19 protein-coding genes are annotated in these 24,011 nt (G+C 55.4%); 6 read left to right on the top strand and 13 right to left on the bottom strand.

Annotation, left to right across the window (positions count from 1 at the left end; genetic code table 11):
- Positions 1 to 4: 4 nt before the first annotated feature.
- From AVO41_RS00220 to AVO41_RS00200, 5 genes are read right to left on the bottom strand one after another with little or no spacing between them, the layout of a single operon-like run.
- Positions 5 to 274 carry a K+/H+ antiporter subunit F gene (locus tag AVO41_RS00220; protein WP_068580856.1) on the bottom strand — a complete coding sequence of 90 codons (270 nt, stop codon included), beginning with the start codon at positions 272 to 274 and terminating at the stop codon, positions 5 to 7.
- Positions 268 to 777 (bottom strand): Na+/H+ antiporter subunit E, encoded by a 510-nt coding sequence (locus AVO41_RS00215; RefSeq protein WP_082676362.1) that lies wholly within the window; start codon positions 775 to 777, stop codon positions 268 to 270. Before AVO41_RS00215 ends, AVO41_RS00220 begins: the two co-directional genes overlap by 7 nt.
- Positions 778 to 2,322, bottom strand: a complete 1,545-nt coding sequence (locus AVO41_RS00210) for a monovalent cation/H+ antiporter subunit D (RefSeq protein ID WP_068580854.1) — start codon at positions 2,320 to 2,322, stop codon at positions 778 to 780.
- Complete coding sequence (locus tag AVO41_RS00205) at positions 2,319 to 2,741, bottom strand: Na+/H+ antiporter subunit C (protein WP_068580853.1); 423 nt, start codon at positions 2,739 to 2,741, stop codon at positions 2,319 to 2,321. The genes AVO41_RS00210 and AVO41_RS00205 overlap by 4 nt, the downstream gene beginning before the upstream one ends.
- Positions 2,729 to 5,542: a monovalent cation/H+ antiporter subunit A gene (locus tag AVO41_RS00200; protein WP_068580850.1), complete on the bottom strand. Its 2,814-nt coding sequence runs from the start codon at positions 5,540 to 5,542 to the stop codon at positions 2,729 to 2,731. Before AVO41_RS00200 ends, AVO41_RS00205 begins: the two co-directional genes overlap by 13 nt.
- 244 nt (positions 5,543 to 5,786) lie before the next feature.
- Between AVO41_RS00200 and AVO41_RS00195 the strand changes: the two genes are divergently transcribed.
- Together AVO41_RS00195 and AVO41_RS00190 are read left to right on the top strand one after the other, a co-directional pair.
- Positions 5,787 to 7,592 carry a Na/Pi cotransporter family protein gene (locus tag AVO41_RS00195; protein WP_068583123.1) on the top strand — a complete coding sequence of 602 codons (1,806 nt, stop codon included), beginning with the start codon at positions 5,787 to 5,789 and terminating at the stop codon, positions 7,590 to 7,592.
- Between the two features lie 16 nt (positions 7,593 to 7,608).
- The gene (locus tag AVO41_RS00190) at positions 7,609 to 7,887 is read left to right on the top strand and encodes a hypothetical protein (RefSeq protein ID WP_068580848.1); all 279 of its coding nucleotides are present in this window, start codon (positions 7,609 to 7,611) and stop codon (positions 7,885 to 7,887) included.
- A gap of 33 nt (positions 7,888 to 7,920) precedes the next feature.
- Here the strand turns inward: AVO41_RS00190 and AVO41_RS00185 are convergent, their stop codons facing one another.
- Positions 7,921 to 8,343, bottom strand: a complete 423-nt coding sequence (locus AVO41_RS00185; protein ID WP_068580847.1) for a secondary thiamine-phosphate synthase enzyme YjbQ — start codon at positions 8,341 to 8,343, stop codon at positions 7,921 to 7,923.
- 152 nt (positions 8,344 to 8,495) lie between these two features.
- On the opposite strand from AVO41_RS00185, the gene prlC reads away from it, so the two are divergent.
- The 4 genes from prlC to AVO41_RS00165 all read left to right on the top strand — a co-directional run bounded on the left by prlC (position 8,496) and on the right by AVO41_RS00165 (position 15,622).
- Positions 8,496 to 10,565, top strand: coding sequence for an oligopeptidase A (gene prlC / locus AVO41_RS00180; RefSeq protein ID WP_068580844.1), 2,070 nt, complete (start codon positions 8,496 to 8,498; stop codon positions 10,563 to 10,565).
- Positions 10,566 to 10,748: 183 nt separating this feature from the next.
- Complete coding sequence (locus AVO41_RS00175) at positions 10,749 to 12,059, top strand: OmpP1/FadL family transporter (protein WP_068580841.1); 1,311 nt, start codon at positions 10,749 to 10,751, stop codon at positions 12,057 to 12,059.
- Positions 12,060 to 13,364: an MFS transporter gene (locus AVO41_RS00170; protein ID WP_068580838.1), complete on the top strand. Its 1,305-nt coding sequence runs from the start codon at positions 12,060 to 12,062 to the stop codon at positions 13,362 to 13,364. It begins immediately after the preceding gene.
- The gene (locus tag AVO41_RS00165; RefSeq protein ID WP_235584617.1) at positions 13,361 to 15,622 is read left to right on the top strand and encodes an AMP-binding protein; all 2,262 of its coding nucleotides are present in this window, start codon (positions 13,361 to 13,363) and stop codon (positions 15,620 to 15,622) included. The genes AVO41_RS00170 and AVO41_RS00165 overlap by 4 nt, the downstream gene beginning before the upstream one ends.
- Here AVO41_RS00165 and AVO41_RS00160 read toward each other — a convergent pair.
- From AVO41_RS00160 to AVO41_RS00130, 7 genes are all read right to left on the bottom strand, one after another.
- Positions 15,619 to 16,737, bottom strand: coding sequence for a GGDEF domain-containing protein (locus tag AVO41_RS00160; RefSeq protein ID WP_068580835.1), 1,119 nt, complete (start codon positions 16,735 to 16,737; stop codon positions 15,619 to 15,621). The genes AVO41_RS00165 and AVO41_RS00160 overlap by 4 nt on opposite strands.
- A 108-nt stretch (positions 16,738 to 16,845) precedes the next feature.
- On the bottom strand, positions 16,846 to 18,546 hold the full coding sequence (locus AVO41_RS00155; RefSeq protein ID WP_160326758.1) for a BatD family protein: 1,701 nt from the start codon (positions 18,544 to 18,546) through the stop codon (positions 16,846 to 16,848).
- Between the two features lie 5 nt (positions 18,547 to 18,551).
- Positions 18,552 to 20,510 carry a tetratricopeptide repeat protein gene (locus tag AVO41_RS00150; protein WP_068580827.1) on the bottom strand — a complete coding sequence of 653 codons (1,959 nt, stop codon included), beginning with the start codon at positions 20,508 to 20,510 and terminating at the stop codon, positions 18,552 to 18,554.
- A complete protein-coding gene (locus tag AVO41_RS00145; RefSeq protein WP_068580823.1) occupies positions 20,507 to 21,538 on the bottom strand; it encodes a VWA domain-containing protein in 1,032 nt (343 codons plus the stop codon). Before AVO41_RS00145 ends, AVO41_RS00150 begins: the two co-directional genes overlap by 4 nt.
- On the bottom strand, positions 21,535 to 22,038 hold the full coding sequence (locus AVO41_RS00140; RefSeq protein ID WP_068580821.1) for a DUF4381 domain-containing protein: 504 nt from the start codon (positions 22,036 to 22,038) through the stop codon (positions 21,535 to 21,537). The genes AVO41_RS00145 and AVO41_RS00140 overlap by 4 nt, the downstream gene beginning before the upstream one ends.
- On the bottom strand, positions 22,038 to 22,943 hold the full coding sequence (locus AVO41_RS00135; protein ID WP_068580818.1) for a DUF58 domain-containing protein: 906 nt from the start codon (positions 22,941 to 22,943) through the stop codon (positions 22,038 to 22,040). Before AVO41_RS00135 ends, AVO41_RS00140 begins: the two co-directional genes overlap by 1 nt.
- Positions 22,944 to 22,947: 4 nt before the next feature.
- Positions 22,948 to 23,916, bottom strand: a complete 969-nt coding sequence (locus AVO41_RS00130; protein ID WP_068580813.1) for a MoxR family ATPase — start codon at positions 23,914 to 23,916, stop codon at positions 22,948 to 22,950.
- Positions 23,917 to 24,011 lie beyond the last annotated feature (95 nt).

The following is a 24,011-nucleotide window of genomic DNA, read 5'->3' as shown; positions in this document are numbered from 1 at the left end:
CGCATTACTCCATGATATCGCCTCTGAGCAGGTATTTGCTCAGAGCCACGGTTCCCACAAAACCCATGACCGCAATCAGCAGGGCGGCTTCAAAATACAAAGCACTGTCCAACCATAACCCAAGCAGAATCAGCAGGGCGATGGTATTAATGTAGAGGGTGTCCAGCGCCAGAATCCGATCCGGTTTGGACGGACCGGCAATCAGACGCCAGGCACTGAGCAACATCGCCAGTGCCACCGCCGCCAGAGCGATTTGCAAGACCGTATCTAACATGGGGGCAATACCTTGTTGAGGGGAGCTTCGTAACGGGTTTTGATATCAGCAATGGTGCCGGCTTCGTCTTCAAGATGCAGCGCGTGCACCAACAGTTGTTTTCGATCTTTGGACAGATCACAGGACACGGTGCCCGGGGTCAATGAAATGGTGTTGGCCAGCAGGCTGATCGCCAGCGGGTGCCGGGCGTCCAGATCAATCACAAAAAAGCCGGGTTGCAGGGTTCGATTGGGGCTGAGGATCAATTTGGCCACCACTACATTGGCCACCAGGATGTCCCACAACACCACCAGCAGGTATTTCAGCAACGTCATGGGCGCTCTGACACAAACCCGTTCCTGCCAGAAACCAGCGGTCAGTATGGGAATCACAATCGCCAATACCGCACCCAGAACCATGTGTCCGGCGGAAAAGGTGTTGTTCAGCAACAGCCAGATCAGCCATAACGCCACACTTAAAAACGGATGCGGTAACCAGCGGGATTTTTTCATGTTCGCACTCATTTAATGGCCTCCCTTCAGCCATTGGGCATCCTGCGTCGGCGTATTGAGGACCTGATCCACATAAGGTCCCACGTCATAAGCGCGTTCGGCGATCGCCTCCGTCATACCCAGAATCGGTCCGGCAAACACCACCATGCCAACGCTGATCAGAAACAACCCCAGCACTGAAACCAGCCCCGGTCGATTCAATGCTTCCCCGTTACTGGCGCCATCCAATGTATTGTAAAACAACAGGGAACCGCTGCGGGCCATGGCCACAATCATCAGCAGGCTGCTGACCAGAATCATGCCCAGTACCCAGGCCGACCAGTCATGCGCCAGCGCCGCATCCAGAATAAAGACTTTACCCATAAACCCGGACAAAGGCGGCATGCCGGTCATGGCAATGGCGCCGAACAGGAAAAAACCACCCAGCAAGACCGCTTGAGGCATGGCCGGAGCCGATTCAAACCGATCGGCATAGCTGCCACGCCCTTTGGCAATCAGGTCTGCCAGCAGGAAGAGCGCCGCGGCGACCAGCGTGGAATGGATCAGGTAATAAAGCGTGGCACCCAGTGCCTGAGGTGTGTTTAAGCCGACACCAATCAACAGGGTGGCCACCGAGGCCAGGACCAGATAGGCCACTTGATTTCTCAATCCTTTGGCCGCCATGACACCCAAGGCCGCCATGCCCAGCCCGATCAGGCCGGCTGTGAGCACAAAGGGTTGATGATAAAAGGCCAATTCGCCCGCTTCCGGCCCGAAAACGGTGCCATGCACGCGGATGATGGCATACAGGCCCACTTTGGTCATAATGGCAAACAAAGCGGCCACAGGCGCCGAGGTTTCGGCGTAAGCCCCGGGCAGCCACAGATAAAGTGGAAAGAAAGCCGCCTTGATTGCAAACACCACCAGCAACAACAGACCGGCTGCGGCCACGGGTGCCAGATCCGAGGTGGGCAGGTCAGCCACCGCCTGTGCCATGTCGGCCATGTTCAAGGTCCCAAGCAACCCGTAGAGCGCCCCGACCGCAAACAGGAACAGGGTTGAGCCGATCAGGTTGATCACCACATAATGCAGGCCACCTCGCGTACGCAGACGCCCGCCGCCGTGAAGCAACAGACCGTAAGAGGCCAGCAAAAGCACTTCAAAGAAGACAAACAGGTTGAAGACATCCCCGGTCAGAAACGCGCCGTTCAAGCCGAACAACTGAATCTGAAAGAGCACATGAAAGTGCGCGCCCTGACGATCGATGCCGCTGGCAATGGCGTACCAGAGCGCGGCCAGTGCCAGCACCGTGGTGAGACTGACCATCATGGCTGATAAAGCATCCAGCACTAAGACGATGCCATAAGGTGCGGCCCAGTTACCAAGCGTGTACACACGATGGCCCTGTTCAAACGCGACTTCCAGCAAATCCACGCTCACAAACAGCAGACCCAGCGTCAGCAAAAGCCCAAGGATGCGTTGTAGGCGCAAGCCAAATGGTTTCGCCAGCAGAATGAGGGTGCCGCCGAGCAAGGGCACCAGCAGCGCCAGAAACGGCAAACTTGGCCAATCGGTCATTGTCCGGCCTCCTGTTGATCAGCGTGTCGTGCCTTGCGACTGGCTCTTTGTGATCTGGGCGGCAGGGTGTTTTTCAGAGACGCTTCGTCTTCGGACAGATGCAGGCCATCCACATGGTCATTGCCCATTTCAGCCCGGGCTTTTAACGCCAAGACAATCAGAAACGCCGTCATGCCGAACGCGATGACAATGGCCGTCAGGACCAACGCTTGAGGCAGGGGATCGGCATAACCACCCTGAGTTGGGTCAATCACCGCTGGAAGCCCCACAGTCAAACGGCCCATGGCAAACAAAAATACATTGACCGCATAGGCCAGTAGGGTCAGGCCCAGCACCACCGGAAAGGTTCGGCCCCGCAGGGTCAGAAACACACCGCTGGCGGTCATGGCGCCAATGACAAACGCAATCAGGATTTCCATGTCGACCCCGCATGAGAAGAATGACTCAATCGACCCAGTTGCACCAGACTGAGCACTGTGGCCCCGACCACGACCAGGAACACGCCCAGATCAAAGGCAATGGCACTGGCCAGTTCAAATTCACCAACCACTGGCCAGTGCATGTGGCGGAACGCCGAGGTCAGGAACGGATAACCCATGGCCATCATCACCAGACCGGTGGCAATCGCAATCAACAGTCCCAGTCCGATGGCCCAATGCATATCGATCTGCAAACGGGTTCGGGTCCAGTCAATGCCGTTGGCCAGATATTGCACTATCAAAGCCACCGAGGCGATCAGTCCGGCAATAAAGCCACCGCCTGGCAGGTTGTGGCCGCGCAGGAACACAAATACCGCCACCATCAGCATTAATGGCAACAGCAATCGGGTCAGGGTCTGTAAAATTAATGGGTGTTTGTCCGGGTTCCACAGGCGACCGCGCAGATCATTTTTGGGCGCCGGCAGGGTCATGCCCTGTAACAGGCTGTAAATCCCGAGCCCAGCCAGTGCCAGCACCACAATTTCGCCCAAGGTATCAAAGCCACGGAAATCCACCAGAATCACATTGACCACATTGGTGCCGCCGCCGCCGGGGACGCTGTTTTCCAGGAAATAAGTGGAAATGGAATCAAAATCACGCGTCAGTACCGACAGGGTCAGCAGGGTGGCGCCAATGCCGGAAACACCGGCCAGCAGAGCGTCCCGCCACAAACGGACCCGGTTGATTTCTTTGGGGGAGGCTTGCGGTAAAAAGTAGAGCGCCAGCAACAGCAATACGATGGTCACCACTTCCACCGAAAGCTGGGTCAGTGCCAGATCCGGCGCGGAAAATTTCACAAATCCGATGGCAATTACCAGCCCCACGACCCCGATCACAACCAGACTGACAAAGCGTTTTCGATGCCAGATGGCCGTCATCAAAGCGGCCAGAGCGCCCAGCAGCCCCACGATGACGGTGAGGGTGTCCACAGACTGCACCGGCGTTTCACCCAGCAGAGAGCCGTTGAAACCGGCAAACCCAACGATGCCGGCGGCCAGGCTGACCGCAATCACCCAGGCACTGGCGTGTTGGAGTGAGCCTTTATCAAAACGCTGTGTGACGGTTTGAGCCAGGTTCAGGATGCCCTGCAGACTGGCCTGAAAATAACGTTTGGCATCCACGTGCTCATGTCGCTGGTACAACTGAAAGAGTGTATCCCGTTTGAGAAACAGCGCCACGCCCCCGATCAGGGCCGCGATGCTCATCATCAGAGGTGCGTTAAACCCATGCCAGATGGCCAGACTGAAATCCGGTACCTCGGCCTGAAGCGTACCCGCCACTGCGGTTTCCAGAATCGGCGAGACCGTCAAGGCCGGCAGGATGCCCACGGCCAGACAGACCACCACCAGAATGTCCACCGGAATTTTCATAAAGCGGGGTGGCTCATGCGGGGTGTGAAGCAGATCGCTTTTGGGCTGACCAAAAAACGTGTCCATGATGAAACGCACCGAATAGGCCACCGAGAGCAAGCCCGCAATCGTCACCAGTACCGGCAGCAACAAAGCCCAATGCGAAATGGACGAAGCGATCACCGCCTGATCAAACAGCATTTCCTTACTCAGGAAACCATTCAGAAGGGGAACACCCGCCATGGCTGCGGCCGCGACCATCGCCAGGGTCGCGGTATGGGGCATATAATGAATCAATCCGCCCAGTCGGCGCATGTCGCGGGTGCCGGTTTCGTGGTCCACAATGCCGGCCACCATAAACAGAGACGCCTTGAAGGTCGCGTGGTTAATGATATGGAAAATCGCGGCCACCGCGGCCAGTTGGGTGCCAAACCCAAACAGCAGTGTGATCAGTCCCAGATGGCTGATGGTGGAATAAGCCAGCAAGCCTTTGAGGTCATGCTTGAACAAAGCGGTGTACGCGCCGATCAACAGGGTGATCAGCCCGGCACCGCCCACCAGAAGTGTCCATTCAATCGTGCCGGACAAGGCCGGGAAGAAACGGGCCAGAATGAAAATCCCGGCTTTGACCATGGTCGCCGAATGCAGATAAGCCGATACAGGCGTGGGTGCGGCCATGGCATGAGGCAGCCAGAAATGAAACGGAAATTGCGCGGATTTGGTGAACACACCGAGAAGAATCAGAATCAGTGCGGGCAGATACCAGTCATGCGCCCGGATCAGATCGCCCGCTGCCAGAATGTGCGTCAATTGGTAGCTGCCCACCATTTCGCCCAGCAGAATCATGCCCCCCAGCAGAGCCAAACCACCGGCCCCGGTGATCGCCAGTGCCATGCGAGCGCCCTGACGGGCCTCCTTGCGATGCTGCCAGTAACTGATCAGCAAAAAGGAGGTGATGGAGGTCAGTTCCCAGAAAATCACCAGTTGGATCACGTTTTCCGAAAGCACAATCCCCAGCATCGAGCCCATGAACATGAGCAGGTAGGCAAAGAACCGCCCCATGCAATCTTTGGCAGACAGGTAATAACGGGCATAAAAAATGACCAGGAGCCCGATGACCAGAATCAGCAGAGCAAACAGCAGCGCCAGCCCATCCAGTCGGAAAGAAAAATACAGACCCAGATCAGGCACCCAGTCCCAGGTCTGGATCAGAGTTTGATCATGAAACGGCAAGGGCACCGATGGCATCAGCAATGCCAACGACAAAAGGGTGACCAGACCACTGGTGTAGGCCGCGCCCAGGCGATTGAGACGGGAAGCCCAGGCGGCGAAGGCGGCGCCCACAAAGGGGAGCAAAACCACCAGCGGAAGATTGAAAGCCAATAGATTCATGAACGTTGCTGATTCATTTTATTTATAGACTGAAAAGGTTACCACAACCGGGTCGGCTGTCAATCCTAAAGCATCGGCCAAAAACGCTTTCAACCGGTGAAACCCGGGTGGATGAAATTAGATGACAATCATGTGACAGCGGCCTGACACAGTGACATAATGGCGTAGTCTTTTTTGAATAAAACCGGAGCACGCTTTGCAACATTATTGGTTTTCATGGTTTCGATGGTATGGGCCGACGGAAATGAGCGCTCAACGGATTGTCTGGACATTATTCAGTGTGGTCTCGTTGATGGCGGCCTGGTGGTTATGGGCATCGCCGTCCTGGGCGGCGCAAGCTGGCCCGCTCCCGCAGAATGCGACCACCGAGCTCGATTGGCTGCCCATGTCGATGGAATTGCTCGGGGGGCTGGCGCTGTTTCTGTTCGGTCTGGATTTGTTGATCAAAGGCCTGCTGGCCGTCGCCGGGGAAAAAATGAAAACCCTGCTGGAAAAACTGACGGTCAATCGCGTGACCGGGGCCATTTCCGGGGCGATTGTGACCGCCGTGATTCAATCATCGTCCGTCACCACTGTGTTGGTGGTGGGCTTTGTCTCCGCCGGTCTGATTACTGTGGCCCAGGCGGCGAGTATCATCATGGGGGCCAATCTGGGGACCACCATCACCGCGCAGATTGTGGCCTTTAAAATCACCAATCTGGCGCTGGCGATGATCGCGGTCGGGTTTGTAACCAAATTTGTGGCCAAACTCAGCAAAACCCGCAGCATCGGTGAACTGGTTCTGGGCTTGGGCCTGATCTTTTTCGGTATGAACGTGATGAGCGAAGGCATGGCGCCGTTGCGCGATTACGAGCCGTTTCTGGAAGTGATGCGCGAACTGCAGAACCCGTTTTACGGGATTCTGGTGGGCATGTTGTTCACCGCGCTGGTCCAGTCGTCGTCGGCCACCATCGGCATTGTGATTGTGATGGCGGGCAATGGGTTTCTGACCTTGCCAGCCGGGATTGCGTTGGTGATGGGGGCCGACATCGGCACCTGTTTCACCGCCATGCTAGCCTCCATCGGAAAGTCGCGCGATGCGGTGCGCACGGCGCTGGTGCATGTGGGCTTTAATGTGCTCGGGGTCTTGATCTGGTTACCCTTCATTGGGGTGTTGGCGTATCTGGCCAGCAGCGTCTCGCCCACCGCGACTGGGCTGGATGAAATGGCCACGCTGGCGGCCAATACCCCGCGCGAAATTGCCAACGCCAACACCATTTTCAAAGCCACCGCTCTGTTGTTGTTCTTGCCTTTGATTCCTTTGTTTATCTGGGTGGTGTATAAACTGGTGCCCATCGGGGAAAGCGACAAGGCACAGCGGAATTTTTCGCCCCAGTTTCTGGACGAGACCCTGCTGAAATCACCCGACATGGCCATGGACGCGGCGGTGTCCGAGCTGGGTGTGTTTCGTGAAAAGTTTGAAAAATTCTTCAAACACACCATTGATGCCAAAGAATTCACCAACCTGAATCGCATTGCCTATGAGGACAATTACACCGACAAGCTGCTGACTTACCAGCGCAAGATTCTGTATTATCTGGGGCGTATTTCCCAGGCGGATCTGGACGACAAGCAACAGAATCGCTACATGCGCCTGATCAGTGTCACCAATATCCTGGAGTCCATGATTGAAACGGTGGACAACGGCATCATTCAGGCCAAACACCAGGCGTTTGAAAACCGGATTCAGCCCAGTGAAACCATGTTGAATCTGTTGGGTGACCTGGCGCGTGAAGTCGGCCACGGCATTGATCATGCATTGAAATCCCAGGTGGAAGCCAGTGATGAGGCCGCGCATGAAGTGCTGGCGGTCAAATCCAAAATCGACCATCTGATCCAGAACGCATTGGAGCATCAGACTCGACGCTTTAAAGCCGATGATCAGCGGGTGATGATTTTCCGACTGGAAATGCAAATTGTGGATGCATTCAAGCGTTTGCACACCCTGGCCAAACGGGTGGCGCGTTATCAGTTGAATACCTCGGCCACCTCGAATGGGGCGAACCAATAAAAGGAAGCAGTCTGTTTTGAAGAAATCTCTTTTTTTACCAGGCCTAGTTATTTTTGCCCTGGCCGGCCTGTCCGCCTGCAGTGGCCCGCAGAAATTTGCCAAAAAACCCGGTCAGAGCATGGATCAGTTTCGGGCCGATCAGCTCTATTGCAAACAGGAAGCCCTGGGTCAATGGGAAAACGAGCAGGGTGTGTCCAGTGTTCAGGTGCGCAGCCAGAAGGCGGTGCCACTCACCTACACCGATTGCATGATCCAATTGGGGTATGAGCGAATCGAACGCGGCGGCTCGTTTTAACGCATTGCACGATCACACATCGGGTGAAGCGTTTTATGCTTCGCCCTGCACGGTGACCACCACATGGCGGCTGAACACACCGGTTCGATGTTCGTACAGAAAGATTCCCTGCCAGGTACCCAGATTTAAATGGCCGTTGGTCACCGGCAGGGTCTGGCTGGTCTGTGTCAGCAGGGTCCGAAGATGCGCCGACATGTCATCCGGGCCTTCGTAATCGTGTTTGTAGGCCGGGTCCCCATCTTTTACATGCGTCTGCATCCAGGTTTCAATGTCTTCCCGCACCAGAGGATCGGCGTTTTCAGTGATCATCAGCGAGGCCGAGGTGTGCTGAATAAACGCCTGACACAACCCGGTTTTGATCCCGCTTTGTTTGACCACTTCGTTGATGTTGGTGGTGATGTTGTAGGTCCCGCGAGAGGACTGATGAAAATTTAAGGTTCGCTGATAGGTTTTCATAGAGTTTACTGTGCTATGCCGTGCTGAAAGAGGATTAAAACCCTATCACAGATCGGTGACGCCGCCCAGCGTTTGCCTGCATCGAATTTGGATACCAACCCGATTCACGCTATCATCGTCTCTGTTTAATCCTAAGATTCAATGGACGGTTTATGACAGCACAGGTATTGCACACAACGGATGCCAACCCACTCTTGGATGTGAGCGGTTTGCCCAAATTCGAGTCGTTTCACGTGGAACACATCGCCCCTGCGGTGGAAACGGTGATTTCAGAAAATCTGGCAGCGATTGACGCGTTAGTGGCGGATGCCGCCGATCCGACCTGGGAGACGTTTGTGGTGCCGTTAGAACGCTTGCACAATCGGTTTGAACGTGTCTGGGGGCCGGTCAGTCATCTGGATGGCGTGAAAAATTCCGATCTCTGGCATGAGGCTTACACCGGCTGCCTGGAAATGGTCAGCGACTACAGCACGCAGATCGGACAGAATAAAGGCTTGTTTGATAAATTCACCCAGCTGGCGAATTCGCAAGAATACATCCATTATTCGCTGGCGCAGAAAAAGGTGATCGAAGACGCCTTGCGTGATTTCAAACTGTCGGGGATTGATTTGCCCGAGGCGCAACAGGGCGAATACAAACGGATTTCCCAGCGTTTGTCGCAATTGAGCAGTGAGTTCGGCAACAACGTCCTCAAAGGCACTCAGGCCTGGTCAAAACTGATCACCGATGAAAGCGAACTCAGTGGCTTGCCCGAGGCGTCGATGGGACTGTTGGCACAACTGGCCACACAAAAAGACCAGCAGGGCTGGTTGGTGACACTGGACATTCCGTCCTATCTGGCGGTGATGACCTATGCCGACAACCGTGCATTGCGAGAAGAAGTCTATCGGGCGTTTGCCACGCGTGCCTCGGATCAGGCGGACAACACTGAATTCGATAACAGCGCTGTGATGCCGGAAATCCTGCAATTGCGTCACCAGAAAGCGCAACTGCTCGGATTTGAGTCTTATGCCGAATTGTCGTTGGCCACCAAAATGGCCGGTTCGACCGATGCGGTGTTTCAATTTTTGCAGGATTTGGGCGCGCGTTCCAAACCTCAGGCAGAAAAAGAGTTGGCCGATTTGACCGTTTTTGCCAAAACCGAACTGGGCATCGATGAATTTCAGCCCTGGGATGTGGCCTATGCATCGGAAAAATACAAACAAGCCACCCTGAATCTGTCCAAAGAAGCGCTCAAACCTTATTTTCCGGTGATCAAAGTGATCGAAGGCCTGTTTGCGGTGACCGAACGCTTGTTTGGCGTGCGGGTGCGTGAAAAGAGCGGGGTCTCTGTCTGGCATGAGGACGTGCGCTATTTTGAGCTGGTGGACGAAGCCGATCAATTAAAAGCCGGGTTTTATCTGGATCTGTATGCACGCGAACACAAACGCGGCGGGGCCTGGATGGATTCGGCCATCAGTCGCTGGCAGGATCCGGAAATGGGGTTACAGGTACCGGTGGCGTATCTGGTGTGTAATTTTACGCCTCCGGTAGGGGATGCACCCTCTTGCCTGACCCATGATGAGGTCACCACCCTGTTCCACGAATTCGGTCACGGTTTGCATCACATGCTGACCGAAATGGAACATTTTGATGTCTCCGGCATCAATGGCGTGCCCTGGGATGCGGTGGAGCTGCCGTCTCAGTTTATGGAAAATTTCTGTTGGGAACGGGAAGGCATTGACCTGATGACGGCGCATGTGGACACGGGGGAAACCTTGCCTGATGAACTGCTGACGCGTCTGCGTGATAGTCGCGGGTTTCAGTCGGCCATGATGATGGTGCGCCAGCTCGAATTTTCACTGTTTGATTTTGGGTTGCATGCCGCCGAGCCGGTCGAAGACAGTCAGGCCATTCTGGCGCATCTGAACAAGGTGCGCGAGCAGGTCGCTGTGGTCAAGCCACCGGCGTATCATCGCTTTCCCCACAGCTTTGCACACATTTTTGCCGGGGGGTACGCCGCGGGCTATTACAGCTACAAATGGGCCGAAGTGCTCTCAAGCGATGCCTTCAGCCTGTTTGAAGAAACCGGGATTTTGAATCCGGACACGGGCGCGCGTTTTAAAAACACCATTCTGGCCGCCGGAGGTTCGGTGGATCCGATGGCATTGTTTAAGCAGTTCCGCGGGCGTGAACCTCAAATTGATGCCTTGCTGCGTCACAGCGGGATCAAAGCCGCGTGATTGATCAGGTCGAGCGGTGTGTTTTTCACCAGGCCTGGTGAAAAATGCATGACTCGGTCATGCCCGAGGCTAGCCAAAGGCTGAGTAAGCGCTCAAATTTAATACCCCATAATCAGATTCAATTCCCCCACGCCGATCAGTTGCTAAAATGCGACTGAATTTTTGTTGAAAAGGGTTTTTACCATGACGTCATTGCCGCGCCGGGTCTTTTGTTCCTGTGTTTGTTTGTTGCCATTGTGTTTGGGGGCTCAAAATGCGCTGGCTTCCGGCTTTCAATTGATCGAACAGTCGGCCAGTGGTCAGGGGCTGTCGTATGCCGGGGCGGCGGCGGAACGTCAGGACGTGAGTTCGATGTGGTTTAACCCGGCGGTGCTGGCCAACCTGTCTTCTAATCAGATGGCGGTCGCCGGGCATGTGATTGCGCCCTCGGCGCGTTTTCGTGATGACGGCTCCACTTATTATGGTACCGCTGATGCAGGTTCGGGAGGCGATGATGGGGCCACGGTGGGCGTGGTGCCCAATCTTTACTGGGCGCATCGTTTGGGCGAGCATACCTTCGGCTTGGGCGTCAATGTGCCGTTTGGCCAGCATATTTCTTATGACGAAGATTGGGCCGGGCGTTATCACGCCACCGAAACCGACCTTAAAACCGTCAATATCAATCCGGCCTGGAGCACGGCGATCAACGATCAGTGGCAAATCGGGCTGGGGTTGAACGCACAGTATGTGGATGTGGTGCTGGAGCAGAAAATCAATCAGAGCAATTTAGGCGACGGCGATGCCAATGCCAAAGTCACGGGCGACAGTTGGGCGTTTGGCTGGAATGCGGGGGTCATGTTTCAACCGATGGCGCAGTTGAACATCGGGCTAAGTTACCGCTCAAGAATGAATCATGAGGTGTCTGGCAAGGTGGATTACGACGACATCAACGACACCGTCGGCATTCCAGCTTTGGGCGGGGCAACGCTGAATCAAATTTTTTATGATGCCGGTGCCAGTGCATCAGTGACCTTGCCTGCCTCCGCCACTTTGGCTATGGATTATCGGGTTAATGCCAACTGGCAAGTTTTAGCCGGGACGACCTGGACGCAGTGGTCGGGGTATGACGAACTGGTGGTAGAGTTTAACAACCAGTCTCCCGATTCCGAATCCAATCAGGATTTCAACGACAGCTGGCGCTACAGTTTGGGCACGGTCTATCATGCCAGTGAGGCGTTACGTTTGCGCACGGGACTGGCCTACGACAATACGCCCGTTCCGGGCAAGGAACAGCGTTCGCCTCGCACGCCGGATGTGGATCGGCGCTGGGTTTCCGTCGGGCTGGGGTATGATCTGGCTCGGGACTGGACCCTGGACTTGGGTTACAGCCATCTGTGGGCCAACAAAGCTAAGGTCGATTATGCTCAGACCAATCGACTTGGTACCAATACGCTCAAAGGCGATTACACCTCGACGGTGAATATTTTCAGTGCACAACTAGTGTGGCGTTATTAAATGTCTTTGCGCACGCCTGCCTTCTTTTCTCTGTTTTGGGTCCAGTTTGCCGGGGCTTTTAACGACAATCTGTATAAAAATGCATTGGTGATGCTGATCACCTTTTCGCTGGTGGAATCGGGCGAAGACGCCGGGTTTCTGGTGGCGATGGCGGCGGGCATCTTTATTCTGCCGTTTTTCCTGTTTTCGGCGTTTGCCGGGCAACTGGCCGATCGTTATGCCAAAAGCGAGCTGATCAAACGAATCAAGCTGGCCGAGGTTCTGATCATGTTGTTTGGGGCCATGGCCTTGATTGCGCAATCCACGCCTTTGTTGCTGGGCACGCTGTTTTTTATGGGCGTTCAGTCGACGTTTTTTGGGCCGATCAAATACGCGATTCTGCCGGAATACCTGGGTTCGGCGCGCCTGATGCATGCCAATGGCTGGTTTAATGCCTCGACCTTTGTTGCGATTTTGCTGGGCACGCTTATGGGCGGCTGGGTGGTGATGGTGGATCAGGGCCCTTACTGGATGGCACTGGCAGTGGTTTCGCTGGCCATTGTGGGTTGGTTAACGGCTTTGACCCTGCCACAAACCCGGGCCCAATCGCCTGAGATGCCATTGGAGCGCCACTTATGGCGGCTCACCTGGCAGGAAGTGGTTCAAACCCGGACATTTGACCAGGCCTGGTTTGCGATTTTGTCGATTGCCTGTTTTTGGTTTGTGGGCGCGACCTTTTTGAGCCAGATCCCGGTATTGGTCAAAGACGGGTTGGGCGGTGATGAGTCAGTGGCGGTGGCCCTGCTGGTCAGTTTTGCTCTGGGCATTGGCCTGGGGGCGCTCTGGATTGTCTGGCGTCATCCGCGTATCGAAAGCCTCCGCGACGTTGGGGGACTGGGACGAAGCTGGTTGCTGCTGGCTCTGCTGGTGGCGTTGACAGCCTGGCAGTTGGTGTCGTTTCCTGTGGCTCCCATGGGTGATCAAGTTTCACATGAAACCCTGCTGACGTTGACGGCTTTTTTATCCTTGCCGCAGGGCATTATGTTTGCCTTGTCATTGATGGCCATTTCTGCGGTGGGCGGACGCCTGATTGTGCCGCTTTATACCTTGCTTCTTCAGCGTTCTCCCAGAGCTCAACGCGCCAGGGTGCTGGCGGTCAATAACATCGTCAATGCCTTGTTTATGGTGTTGTCCGCACTCTGGATCATGGCGGTTTATGCCCTGGGTGCCGGTTTGTTAACCTTGTTATGGATGCTGAGTGTCATGGTGTTTGCTGTCAGTCTTTGGTCCCACCGACGGCGTCGCGTTTTGCAGGAGACAGTATGAGTCAATCAGTGCACAATCCATCCGCATCCGGTGTGTCCGACTCGGGGCTGAAACATTATCAGCCTGGTTTACGGCATCGTCTGATGCGTTGGGCGTTTAAAGGGCTACTGAAATTATTATATCGGGTCCAGGTGGAAGGTCTGAACCATTACCGCCGTGCAAAAGAGTCAGAAGCCCCTTTGTTGTTGGTCGCCAATCATGTATCGCTCATTGATGGCGTTCTGATCAGTGTGTTTGTGCCCGGGCAGACGGCTTTTATGATTGATGAGGGTCATACCCGCAAGTGGCATGAGCGCTTTTTGTTGAGCTTTGTTGAACATTTCAAAGTCAACTTCTATAACCCTTATGCGGTCAAACGCGTGATCAAAGCATTGAAAGCAGGGCGTCAATGCATGATCTTTCCGGAAGGGCGTATTACCACCACTGGCAGTCTGATGAAAATTTATGAGGGCACGGGTCTGGTGGCGCACAAAGCCGGCGCCCAGATTCTGCCTTTGCACATTAACGGCGCACAATTTTCACGCTTTTCTTATCTGGATGGTACCCGCCAGGCCTACACACCGCTGCGCTGGTTTCCTCGCATTCGAATGACACTGCTCGCGCCCCGGTTTCTGTCTGTGCCGGAGCGTGTCAAGCAAGGTAAAAATCGTCACAAAGCTTATAAAAATGCGTTGTTTCTGTTGATGCGCGATGCCGGGTTTGAAGCGCATCACCATCCGATGAATCTTTGGCAGGCGTTGCTCGCATCCGAACAGGCCGATCAGACCGGTGAGGTCTGTGTCGAAGACATTAATGAGGTTGCCTTGACGCGTAAAAAGCTGCGGCTGGGGGCGATGATTCTGGGCAAAAAACTCAATGCGTCATTGTCGCACCCGGCCTCGGAATCGACTCGTGTGGGTGTGTTGTTGCCCAATGTGGCCGGGTTGGCGGTCACCTTTTTTGGTTTGCAGGCGTATGGTCGGGTGCCGGCTTTGCTGAATTTTACAGCGGGCTTGGGCCCGATGCGTTCGGCCTGTCAAACCGCCCAGCTGGACACAGTGATCACATCGCGTAAGTTTGTGGACGCGTTTGATCTGGGCGAGACTCTGGACGCTTTGTCCGATCTGGTATCGGTGGTGTATTTGGAAGATGTGCGTGAAACCGTGACCTGGCGTGATAAGGTCGCCGCTTTGCTGACACGCCCGAAAACCCTACTAGGACAAGCCAGACAACCAGAGGATGAGGCGGTGGTGCTGTTCACCTCTGGATCGGAAGGCGTGCCCAAAGGCGTGGTGTTGTCTCATGATAATCTGGTCGCCAACATCAATCAGGTTTCGGCGATGTTAACGCTGCTGCCGAATGAACAATTGTTGAATGCTTTGCCCTGTTTCCACAGTTTCGGTCTGACCGCCGGGTTGTTGTGGCCAGTGCTCAAAGGGGCAAAAGTGTATTTGTATCCGTCGCCGTTGCATTATGCGGTGATCCCGGAAAAAGTGTATCACCTTAATGTGAAGCTGCTTTTTGGCACGGACACCTTTTTCAATGGCTATGCCAAAAAAGCCGATCCCTATGATTTTTACAGCGTGCGTTATCTGGTGGCCGGGGCGGAAAAACTGCGTCCCGAAACGCGACGCTTGTATGCCGATCGTTTTCTGACCCCCATTTTTGAAGGCTATGGTGTCACCGAAACCTCGCCGGTGCTGGCCGTCAACATTCCGCAAAGTTTTAAGCATGGTACCGTCGGCCAGCTGGTGCCCGGGGTCAGGGCCCGATTGCGCCCGATCGAAGGCATTTCCGAGGGCGGGAGTCTGGAGGTGGCCGGGCCCAATATCATGCTGGGGTACTTGCTCCACACCGCGCCGGGTGAATTGCAGCCGCCCAAAGACGGCTGGCATGACACCGGCGATGTGGTGACCATGGATGATGACGGCTTTGTACAGATCCGGGGACGGGCCAAACGATTTGCCAAAATCGCCGGTGAAATGATTTCACTGACGGCGGTGGAAAGCTATATCAACGCGGCCCATCCGGAAGGCCACCATGTGGTGGTGGCGGTGGCGGATGCACGCAAAGGGGAGCAACTGATTCTGGTGACCAATGATGAATCCCTGAGTCGCCAGGGCATTCGCCAAGCGGCACAAAATGCGAATGTTTCCGACCTGATGGTGCCGCGGACAGTGATTCTGGTGGAAAGCATTCCCGTGCTGGGCACCGGCAAAACGGATTACCCGGCCGTGCAGAAGATTGCCGAAGGGCATTTTGAATCAAGCAAGTCTTAACCCGCTTCCCCATTTGAGGGTTTGGGAAAGGGTTCGTGTGACACGCTTCTTGCCCTCGGTTCAGCCATTGCCACACGATTGCGGCCCCTGGCTTTGGCCTGGTATAGCTGTTTATCCGCTGCGGCAATCCAGTCATCGATGCTGCGAAACGATGCCTGCCAGCGGGCAATGCCGATACTGATGGTCAGATCACGCTTTTCTCCCAACGCCGGTGAGAGGGTTTCAACTTCTCGGCGGATGGCTTCCGCGAGATCACTGACTTGCTTGGCTGGCCGATTCATCGCAAGCAAAAATTCTTCACCGCCCCAACGACCCAGTGCCATGGCTTGCGCTTGATATCGGTTGAGCACCCCTGCGACCTTTTTTAAGGCGTCGTCGCCAGCCAGATGTCCCAGCCGATCATTCAGGCGTTTGAAGTGATCGAGATCCAGAATGAGCAGATGCCAGTCCGACTGAGGTGTTTTCTCCGTGAACAAGCGCTGGAACTGTTGATCCAAACTGGTACGGTTGGGCAATCGGGTCAGGGCATCGGTGATGGAACTTCGGTATATCTGTCGGCTGCGGAGATTGAGTTTTTGGTAAGCGTTTTCACGGCTGATTTCATAAAAATACATCGCGATAAAAATGCTCACAAGCGCCAGGGTGCTGTTGATTTTGCCGGTCACTGTTAAGGACTGAAGAAAGGGGGACCACAGATAGCCCAGAAACAGTATCAGAAAAAACAGATTGATGCGTAAACCATGTTTGGAACCCAGCAGAAAAAAGTTGCTGAATATAAACAAGGGCATCCAGACAAACGGATCATTGGTTTTAATCGAAGCAACCGCGTAAAACAGGGCAAAAAAGGTCATTAACCCCACAAAAATCCAGACCACCTGCTGCATGGTTTCACGGTTCTGAAAACGGTATACCAGCCCCATCAGACCGACAAACAATAGGATTTCCGCCAGTGCCACGGGGTAATTGAGCGTTTTGGTCAGGTTGAAGACGCTGAAAAACGCAAAGAGCGATGCCATGGTCCAGAGGTAATACCATAAAAAAATGGCTCGATGGTAGTCGGGCGAACTCTGATCAAGGTTAAGGCGATGGTGAAACGGGGTTAGAAACGTTTTCATGGCTCTGATTTTCGAGTGTGTTATTCCATTTTATCCCAACTCAAGGCGTGAATCGGTGCATTCTTGCCCGTCATTTGGCATCCAATGGTTGGGTGACCCCGACTCTGTCTATGGTTGATTCGATTTGTTGGGATAAAGCGGTTGCAGTTGTGACGCGGCCCGAGCGGGTTGTTTGTTGTCTGGCACCTCGGCCTCGCAGACTTGGGTTTTTAAAGTGATCAACGCCTCCTGGGGTAAAGGTTTGTCGGCAAACAGATGGGCTTGAAGCGCCTGGTTCAAGTCTTGTACCGCTGCCAGTTGGTTCATGTTCGGATTCGCTTGCAGTTGCTGCTGCAATTGTCGATACACGTCGGTTGGTTCAAGGGTGTCGGGGTCGCAAAGTCGATTTGCCTGTTTGATCTTATGCGCCAACACCGTGTGCTTGGAAGGAAGCTTGTCAGAGGGCTCAGTTTGGGTTTGACGACCTGGCTGGCGGTATCGCATCATCACAAAAAGCGCTGCCAGCAACAGAGGGACCAGTCCCCACAACCACCATTTCGGTGGCGTCCAAGTCGTGTCCGAGTCAGTACGGCTGGTTTCCGAATAAGAGGGCGTCGCTTCGGGTAAAAAAACCTGGCCGGTTTGACCGACGGCAGCACTCACCTCGATGCGTCGTTCCGGCAAAGTCAGGGTTTCCAGTTGATCGGTGTTGGTGTTCCACCAGTGCAGGGTAATGGGGGCAAAGCGCTGGGCTCCCGAGGCATTGGCCACTGCTTCAATGGTTTGTTGGCGTTCGCTGATGACGGTTTGCTGGTGAGCCTGATTATCAAGCGCGGGTTTTTTCGGGTAGAGCGACAGGCCCTCCGAGGCCTGACTGATCACTTCGGGCAACTGAGAGGCCAACAGACCTTTGGCCCGCAGAGTGAGTGTGCGTTGGACGGTTTCACCCACACTGGGTTGGCGCGGACCGTCAAACTGCTGTGTCAGCTGAACGGACTGGGCCGGCAGCCAGGGTTCGGAGGCAGGAAAGGCATCGGGAATGGGTTTGACTTCAATCTGGATGGGCTGAGTACGGTCCTGCACCAGCCGCAACTGGCCGCGATATTGAATGCGCCCATCAAATCCCTGGGGTGGCAGGGTGTAGGTGCCGCTTTTCTGTGGGTAAAACACCCAGGTCCATTCATAGACCTCGTAGCGATGGGCGCCGATCTGTTTTTGATATTGAAACTGGTTGCGCAGAGAAAAGGACAAAGCCTCGTCAAAACGCGGCGGTCGGATGTTGCCGTTGATGAACTGGCCCAGGTGATAGAACCGCAGTGTATAGTGTACCTGTTGTTGTACATAGACCGATTTGGCCTCGACAAAAGATTCAACAAAGCTGGCTCCGCGCCGGACGTCGTTTTGTTGGCTCGGAGGGCGGACCTCAATGGTTAAAGGTGCACTGATGGCGTCATCGACCTCAAACGGCGGAATCACCAGCTCGCCCTGTTGTCGGGGACTCAGGTGCAGATCCCAGCGGGAAAAAGCTTTGTAGCGGCCATTGCTGATTTCAATGCGACTGCTGCGCTGGCGTCCCAATATTTCAAACTGATCCTGTAGCTGACTGAAATCCGGGGTGCCGGTGGTTTCAAAATTGGTCTGCACTTTGAGTTTGAGCACATCGCCCATTTCAATCCGGGTGCGATCCACGTCGGCCGTTAATTGTTTGTCGCTGGCGTGTAGCTGGGGGATCAGGAGCAGCAGCATGACCGCGACCAGGATCACCAGAATGATGCGGTTGAGTATCCGGCGGCGTTCAGGCGTATGGTGGCTAGGTTTGCGCGGTTTCATGCGGATCACCATATTTTCTTATCTTGCGATGCCGTTTCGTCCTCATGGGAGGACTGACGTTGCTGGTACTGATAGTCGAATTTACGTTTCAGAAACAGGGCCGGTTCATCGGGGATTTGATTGAGCCAGGTCTGTCGGGCCTGTTCCGCCTCGCGCGCTTGAGCATTTTGCGCCTGGGCTTTCTCGTTTTGGTCTTGCTCGGCCGTTTTCATCGTCTCACGGGGGACATTATCCGCTTTTGAATCCGGCTTGGTCTGAGTTTCTGCCGCGCTTCCCTGCGCTTTGGCCTGAGTTGAATCGCGATGGTCCGTATTCGTTTCTGGCTTTGCAGGATCGGTCTGAGGCGCCTGTTGACGTTGATCCAGATCGTTTTGCGCGGATTGACCGGGCGCAGAGCCCTCACCGCTCTGATTCTGGCTTTCGGCCTGATCACTTTGCTGCCCCTGTTGACCAGTGTCGGCCTGTTTGGGTGGGGTCTGATCCGGTGCGCCCTGGTTATCGCCGGGGTTTTGTCCGGCGGGTTGCTCATCGGGTTTGGGTGGTGGTACGTTTTTAAGCGTTTGCACCAGTTCGCGGTTGTGTTGTGCGCCCGCGTGATCGGGCTGTCTGGTCAGGGCCTGATCGTAGGCTTTGATGGCCTCGTCATAACGGCCCAGCTGGGTCAGAGCATTCCCCCGGTTGTAGTGCGCCTCGGCGCCGCTGGCCTGATTGAAGGCTTTCAGTGCGCCCTGGTAATCGCCCTGTCGATACAGACTGGCCCCGCGCCACATCGGGTCTTCAAAGCGATCGGCGGCGGCGGCAAAATCCTTTTGCTGAAATTTTTCATAGCCTTGCTGATCGCCTGATTTAAGCACTTCCAGCAGGCTCAGTTCCTGCTGTGATGACGTCGGGTCGGCATAAACCGGTGCTGGCATCAGCAGGCTCAGGTAAACACTGGCCGTGGCCATCAAAGCGACGGGCGACCAGGATAAAAGCACCCCTTTTCGAAAGCCGATCAACAACCCCGGGACCAACAACCACAACAGCCAAAGTCCCTGATCCAGCCATTGATCGCGTGTCTGAGTTCGCTCGCTTTCGCCAACGGTCTGCGCCATCAGCGGTGAGGGAAACAGTGGCGTCGGATCAATCGGTGTCTGGGTTAACTGCATCATTGGGCTTTGGGTCTGACGGGCCAGGGTTTCAAACCGATCGAGCGGCACGCCCGGGCGAACCGCTGTGCCCTGTTTGTCTTTGATCAGACCGTATTCCGGCACCTGGATCACACCACCGTTTTGTGTGCCCACCACCAGGATGCGCAAATCGATTTGATGCGTGGTCACAAAGTCGGTCAGTGGGTCGATTTCATCAGCTTCCACATCATCGGTGATCCAGAGCAGATGTTTGCGGTCGATCTGGGCGCCCTCAAGCAATCGATTGGCCAGCTGAAAGCCTTCGACTGCATCGGCTCCGTATTCGGGCATGATGACCGGGTCCAGTACCGGCAACATCGTGAGCAGGGTTTCATTGTCTTCGCTGATCGGCGTAATCGCGTGGGCACTGCCCGCATAGCCTACCAGCCCCGTGTGCAGCCAGGGCCGTTGAGCCAGTTGATCGGTCAGCAGATAACGGGCCCGGGTCAGTCGGTTGGGCGTGAGGTCGTCCGCGTGCTGACTCAAGGATAAATCCTGTAGGACCACCATGCCCTGGCGGGTTTTTTCCGCCGGCGTATCGACCTTGCTCCAAGTTGGTCCGGCCAGCGCCACAATGGCGACAAACCAGAGCAGGCCCAGACCGACCAGCCAGAGATAGGAACGCTGTGCCTGAGAGGTTTCGCCCAGCAATACACGATGGAACGCCGGATCAATCAACGATTGCCAGCGATTGCTGGCTCGGCGGCTCCGCCAAAGCGCCCAGAGCAGCCACAATAGCGGGAGCAGAGCCCACAGCCAGTGCGGACGAAGAAAATGGAACAGGGCGTCGTTCATTCGGGCCTCCGTACACTGGGCCAGAGACGTTGTAAGGCAAACAGCCAGCTGAAAATCAGCGCCGCGCCAAGAGGCCAGTAATAGAGTTCCTGACGCAGACGGTAACTGTTGAGATCATGCTCGGTGGCTTCCAGCTCATCAATGGTCTGATAGATGCTTTCCAGTTGCTCGGTCTCGTTGGCGATGAAAAACTCTCCGCCGGTGTTTTCGGCAATGGTTTTCAGAGTCTGAAGGTCAATGTTGCTCTGGCGGCTGAACAAAAATTCCTCGATGCTGCCGCGTGTATTGGGGTCGGCGTCACCAAAGGCGATGGTGTGGATTTTGAGTCCGGCGGCTTCGGCCTGCTGGGCGGCATCAATCGGCGTGACCTGTCCGGCGGTGTTGGAGCCATCGGTGAGCAGAATCAGGACCGCATTGGTCTGATCGGTCGCTTGCAGGTGTTTGAGGCTGATGCCGATGGCATCGCCGATGGCGGTGTTGTTGCCGGCCATGCCGATGGCGGTTTCGGCCAGCAGGGTGCGCACGGTGGCCAGATCATGCGTCAGAGGGCTTTGCAAAAAGGCCTGTGTGCCGAAGACCACCAGTCCCATGCGATCCCCCTGGCGTTGTTCGATGAAATCCTTGACTACGTGTTTGACCGCCGTAAGACGGTCCACATAATCCACGCCGATGCGCATGTCCTGTTTTTCCATGCTGCCGGACAGATCCACGGCAAGCATCATATCGCGGCCGCTGGCCTGAAATGGTTGATTGTCCAGAAACCAGACCGGGCGCATGGCTGCAAGCAGCAGACACAGCCAGACCAGGGCCAGAAGCGGGGGGATGCGATTGGCCTGACGAGGCGTTTGCCATCCGGCTTTGGGTGCCTGCTGCCACTGATTGAGCAGGTGCGGCGCATGCAGGGGCAATGTCTGGTTTTTTTTGGGTGGCAACAGACGCTTGAGCAGCCACGGCAAGGCGGCGAGTGCAATCAACCAGGGCGTGAGCCAGTCCAGATGTTGCCAGAATTGAATCAGGGTCTCGATCATTTGTGATGCCCCTTGATCCAGCGTCGTGCGTAAGCACGAACGGCTTGGATGCGCTCTGGTGCGGTGTCGGGCAACGAGGCATCTTGTTGGTATTGATAGGCCCAGTTGAAGGTATCGACCAGATGCTCGGGTTGAGGCAGGTAAAGCGCCGTCTGGTGCAGAAAATCGGCCCAGTTTCGATCCGTGAGTGCGGCCACTCGTGTGCGGCCGTACTGCGTGATCGCCACCTGTTTGAGCAGCGCCTGAATGGCTTGCAACCGGTCAATCTCTGATTCGGATTCGGATTCGATCCGGTCCAGTCGGGCTAAGGCTTCGCGTCGATAGCGGTTGTGACGTCGCTGGGTGAGATAGTACCAGAGTAGGCCGATCAGAATACCACCCAGGCCCACCAGCAAACCAATCAGCGTTTGCGAGGGTGGCCACCAACCGACCGGCTCCGGCAGGTGGATATCTTGGAGTTGCGCCAGCAGGGCCTGTTGTTGAGGTGTCAGCGCCGGCATCAGCGAATCATCCCTGCTTGCTGTAAGGCGGTGACCGGGTCCTGTTGACCGTTGATGGCCATCAGGGGAAAATGCAGTTGACGGCAGCGGGCTTCCAATTTTGACCAGGCCTGGTCAAAACCGCTTCGCCAGGCTTGGTGAACACGGTCACTCTGGCTGTTGAGCTGGGTTTGGGTTTGCCCGTCGGTGACGCTGAGCATGCCATTGAACGGTAAGTCACACTCCAACGGATCAAAAACGTGAATCAGGTCAAGCTGTTGATGTTTCTGTAATTGACGCAAGCGGGCAAAAAACGCATCGGGTTGATCCAGCAGATGGCCAATCAGAATCAGACGCGAGCCAGGGCGAAGGCTGGGGCTGAGCGCTTCCAGCTGACGGGTCCAGGCCAGCGGATCGGGTAGACCGGGCGCTTTCAGGGCGGTCTGAAGGTGTTGCGTCTGTTGAATGAAGCGCATCAGGCTGCGGTGCTGGTGTTTGGGGGGGGTGAAGGCGTGGGTTTGCGCATTAAAACCCCAGCCACCAAAACGGTCGCCCTGGTGCAGAGTGATCCAGCCGAGCGCGGTGGCCAGATTCAGCGCTTGAACCGACTTGAATCGGACCTGACTGCCAAAAAACATGACCGGTGTCTGTTCACACAGGGCAATGACGGGCTTTTCTAGCTCTTCGGTAAAGACTTTGGTATGGGCTTTCTGCTGGCGGGCGGTCACTTTCCAGTCGATGTGACGCACGTCATCGCCCGGCTGGTATTCGCGCACTTCACTGAAGGTCATGCCGCGGCCTTTGCGCACGGCCTGATGCGCCCCGCCTTTTTGCGATACCAGTTTCTGTTGACGCACCAGTCGTCGATGTTTCACATGAAACCTCAGGGCGGTCAATTCATTGAGATCGTTATAAAGGCGAGCCATGGCGTCAGACCACCGGGACGCGTTCCAGCAGGGCATCCACCACTGAATCAGGCGTCTGATCCGCGGCTTCCGCTTCAAAACTCAAGAGCAAACGGTGGCGGAAAATGTCGTGCACCACAGCCTGAACGTCATCCGGGGTGACATAGTCCCGCCCATTGAGCCAGGCGTGGGCGCGAGCCGTTCGTGCCAGTGCCAGGGTAGCGCGGGGGCTGACGCCATAATCAATGTAGCGCGCCAGATTCGCGTCATAGTGATCGGGTTCACGGCTGGCCATGACCAGTTCAATGATGTAGGTTTGAAGACTTTCGTTCAAATGCACGTCAAGGATGGCCTGTCGGGCGGCAAACAGATCGGCCTGAGTCAAGCGGGGCAAGTCAGTGGTCTGGCCCTCTTGGCGGGCTTCGTTTTCGGTCAGCGTGAGAATGGCCTTTTCCGCATCCCGGTCAGGGTAATCAATGCGCACATGCATCAGAAACCGGTCCAGCTGGGCTTCGGGCAAGGGGTAGGTGCCTTCCTGTTCGATCGGGTTCTGGGTGGCCATAACCATAAACAGTTTTTCCAGTTTCAGGGTGTGTTTGCCTACGGTGACCTGTTCTTCGGCCATGGCCTCCAATAAAGCGGATTGGACTTTGGCCGGCGCGCGGTTGATTTCGTCGGCCAGAACCAGATTCTGAAAAATCGGCCCTTTCTGCAGTTCAAACTGGCCGGTTTCCTGGCGATAGATTTCGGTGCCGGTGATGTCGGAGGGCAGCAGATCCGGGGTGAACTGAATGCGATGGTAATCGCCTTCGATCATGGCCGCCAGGGTTTTGATGGCACGGGTTTTGGCCAGGCCCGGCGGACCTTCGACCAGTAGGTGCCCATCGCAGAGCAGCGTCATCAGCATTCGTTCGGTCAAATGCCCCTGACCGATGATCTGGGTGTTGAGCTGTTGTAAAAGGGTTTGGCATAGCGTTTGCAAGGCATGCGTCATGAGTACCTCATCTTTTCTCGTGTGCCTGACCGACAGGCGAGTGCGTGATCCGACGTGCCCGGACCGGGAATCTATCAATTATAATGAGGTCGGGG

The organism is Thiomicrospira sp. WB1 (assembly GCF_001507535.1).
In the GTDB taxonomy this organism is placed as follows: domain Bacteria; phylum Pseudomonadota; class Gammaproteobacteria; order Thiomicrospirales; family Thiomicrospiraceae; genus Hydrogenovibrio.
This window is presented reverse-complemented; position numbering and strand designations above follow the sequence as displayed.

Excerpts from the sequence above, each read along its gene's own strand:
- AVO41_RS00140 (WP_068580821.1), bottom strand. The coding sequence starts at position 22,038 with ATGCCGGCGCTGACACCTCAACAACAGGCCCTGCTGGCGCAACTCCAA.
- AVO41_RS00200 (WP_068580850.1), bottom strand. The coding sequence starts at position 5,542 with ATGAATCTATTGGCTTTCAATCTTCCGCTGGTGGTTTTGCTCCCCTTT.
- AVO41_RS00160 (WP_068580835.1), bottom strand. The coding sequence starts at position 16,737 with ATGAAAACGTTTCTAACCCCGTTTCACCATCGCCTTAACCTTGATCAG.
- AVO41_RS00175 (WP_068580841.1), top strand. The coding sequence starts at position 10,749 with ATGACGTCATTGCCGCGCCGGGTCTTTTGTTCCTGTGTTTGTTTGTTG.
- AVO41_RS00170 (WP_068580838.1), top strand. The coding sequence starts at position 12,060 with ATGTCTTTGCGCACGCCTGCCTTCTTTTCTCTGTTTTGGGTCCAGTTT.
- AVO41_RS00145 (WP_068580823.1), bottom strand. The coding sequence starts at position 21,538 with ATGATCGAGACCCTGATTCAATTCTGGCAACATCTGGACTGGCTCACG.
- AVO41_RS00185 (WP_068580847.1), bottom strand. The coding sequence starts at position 8,343 with ATGAAAACCTATCAGCGAACCTTAAATTTTCATCAGTCCTCTCGCGGG.
- AVO41_RS00220 (WP_068580856.1), bottom strand. The coding sequence starts at position 274 with ATGTTAGATACGGTCTTGCAAATCGCTCTGGCGGCGGTGGCACTGGCG.
- AVO41_RS00210 (WP_068580854.1), bottom strand. The coding sequence starts at position 2,322 with ATGACCGATTGGCCAAGTTTGCCGTTTCTGGCGCTGCTGGTGCCCTTG.
- AVO41_RS00215 (WP_082676362.1), bottom strand. The coding sequence starts at position 777 with ATGAGTGCGAACATGAAAAAATCCCGCTGGTTACCGCATCCGTTTTTA.
- AVO41_RS00135 (WP_068580818.1), bottom strand. The coding sequence starts at position 22,943 with ATGGCTCGCCTTTATAACGATCTCAATGAATTGACCGCCCTGAGGTTT.
- AVO41_RS00150 (WP_068580827.1), bottom strand. The coding sequence starts at position 20,510 with ATGAACGACGCCCTGTTCCATTTTCTTCGTCCGCACTGGCTGTGGGCT.
- AVO41_RS00195 (WP_068583123.1), top strand. The coding sequence starts at position 5,787 with ATGAGCGCTCAACGGATTGTCTGGACATTATTCAGTGTGGTCTCGTTG.
- prlC (WP_068580844.1), top strand. The coding sequence starts at position 8,496 with ATGACAGCACAGGTATTGCACACAACGGATGCCAACCCACTCTTGGAT.
- AVO41_RS00130 (WP_068580813.1), bottom strand. The coding sequence starts at position 23,916 with ATGACGCATGCCTTGCAAACGCTATGCCAAACCCTTTTACAACAGCTC.
- AVO41_RS00165 (WP_235584617.1), top strand. The coding sequence starts at position 13,361 with ATGAGTCAATCAGTGCACAATCCATCCGCATCCGGTGTGTCCGACTCG.
- AVO41_RS00205 (WP_068580853.1), bottom strand. The coding sequence starts at position 2,741 with ATGGAAATCCTGATTGCGTTTGTCATTGGCGCCATGACCGCCAGCGGT.
- AVO41_RS00155 (WP_160326758.1), bottom strand. The coding sequence starts at position 18,546 with ATGAAACCGCGCAAACCTAGCCACCATACGCCTGAACGCCGCCGGATA.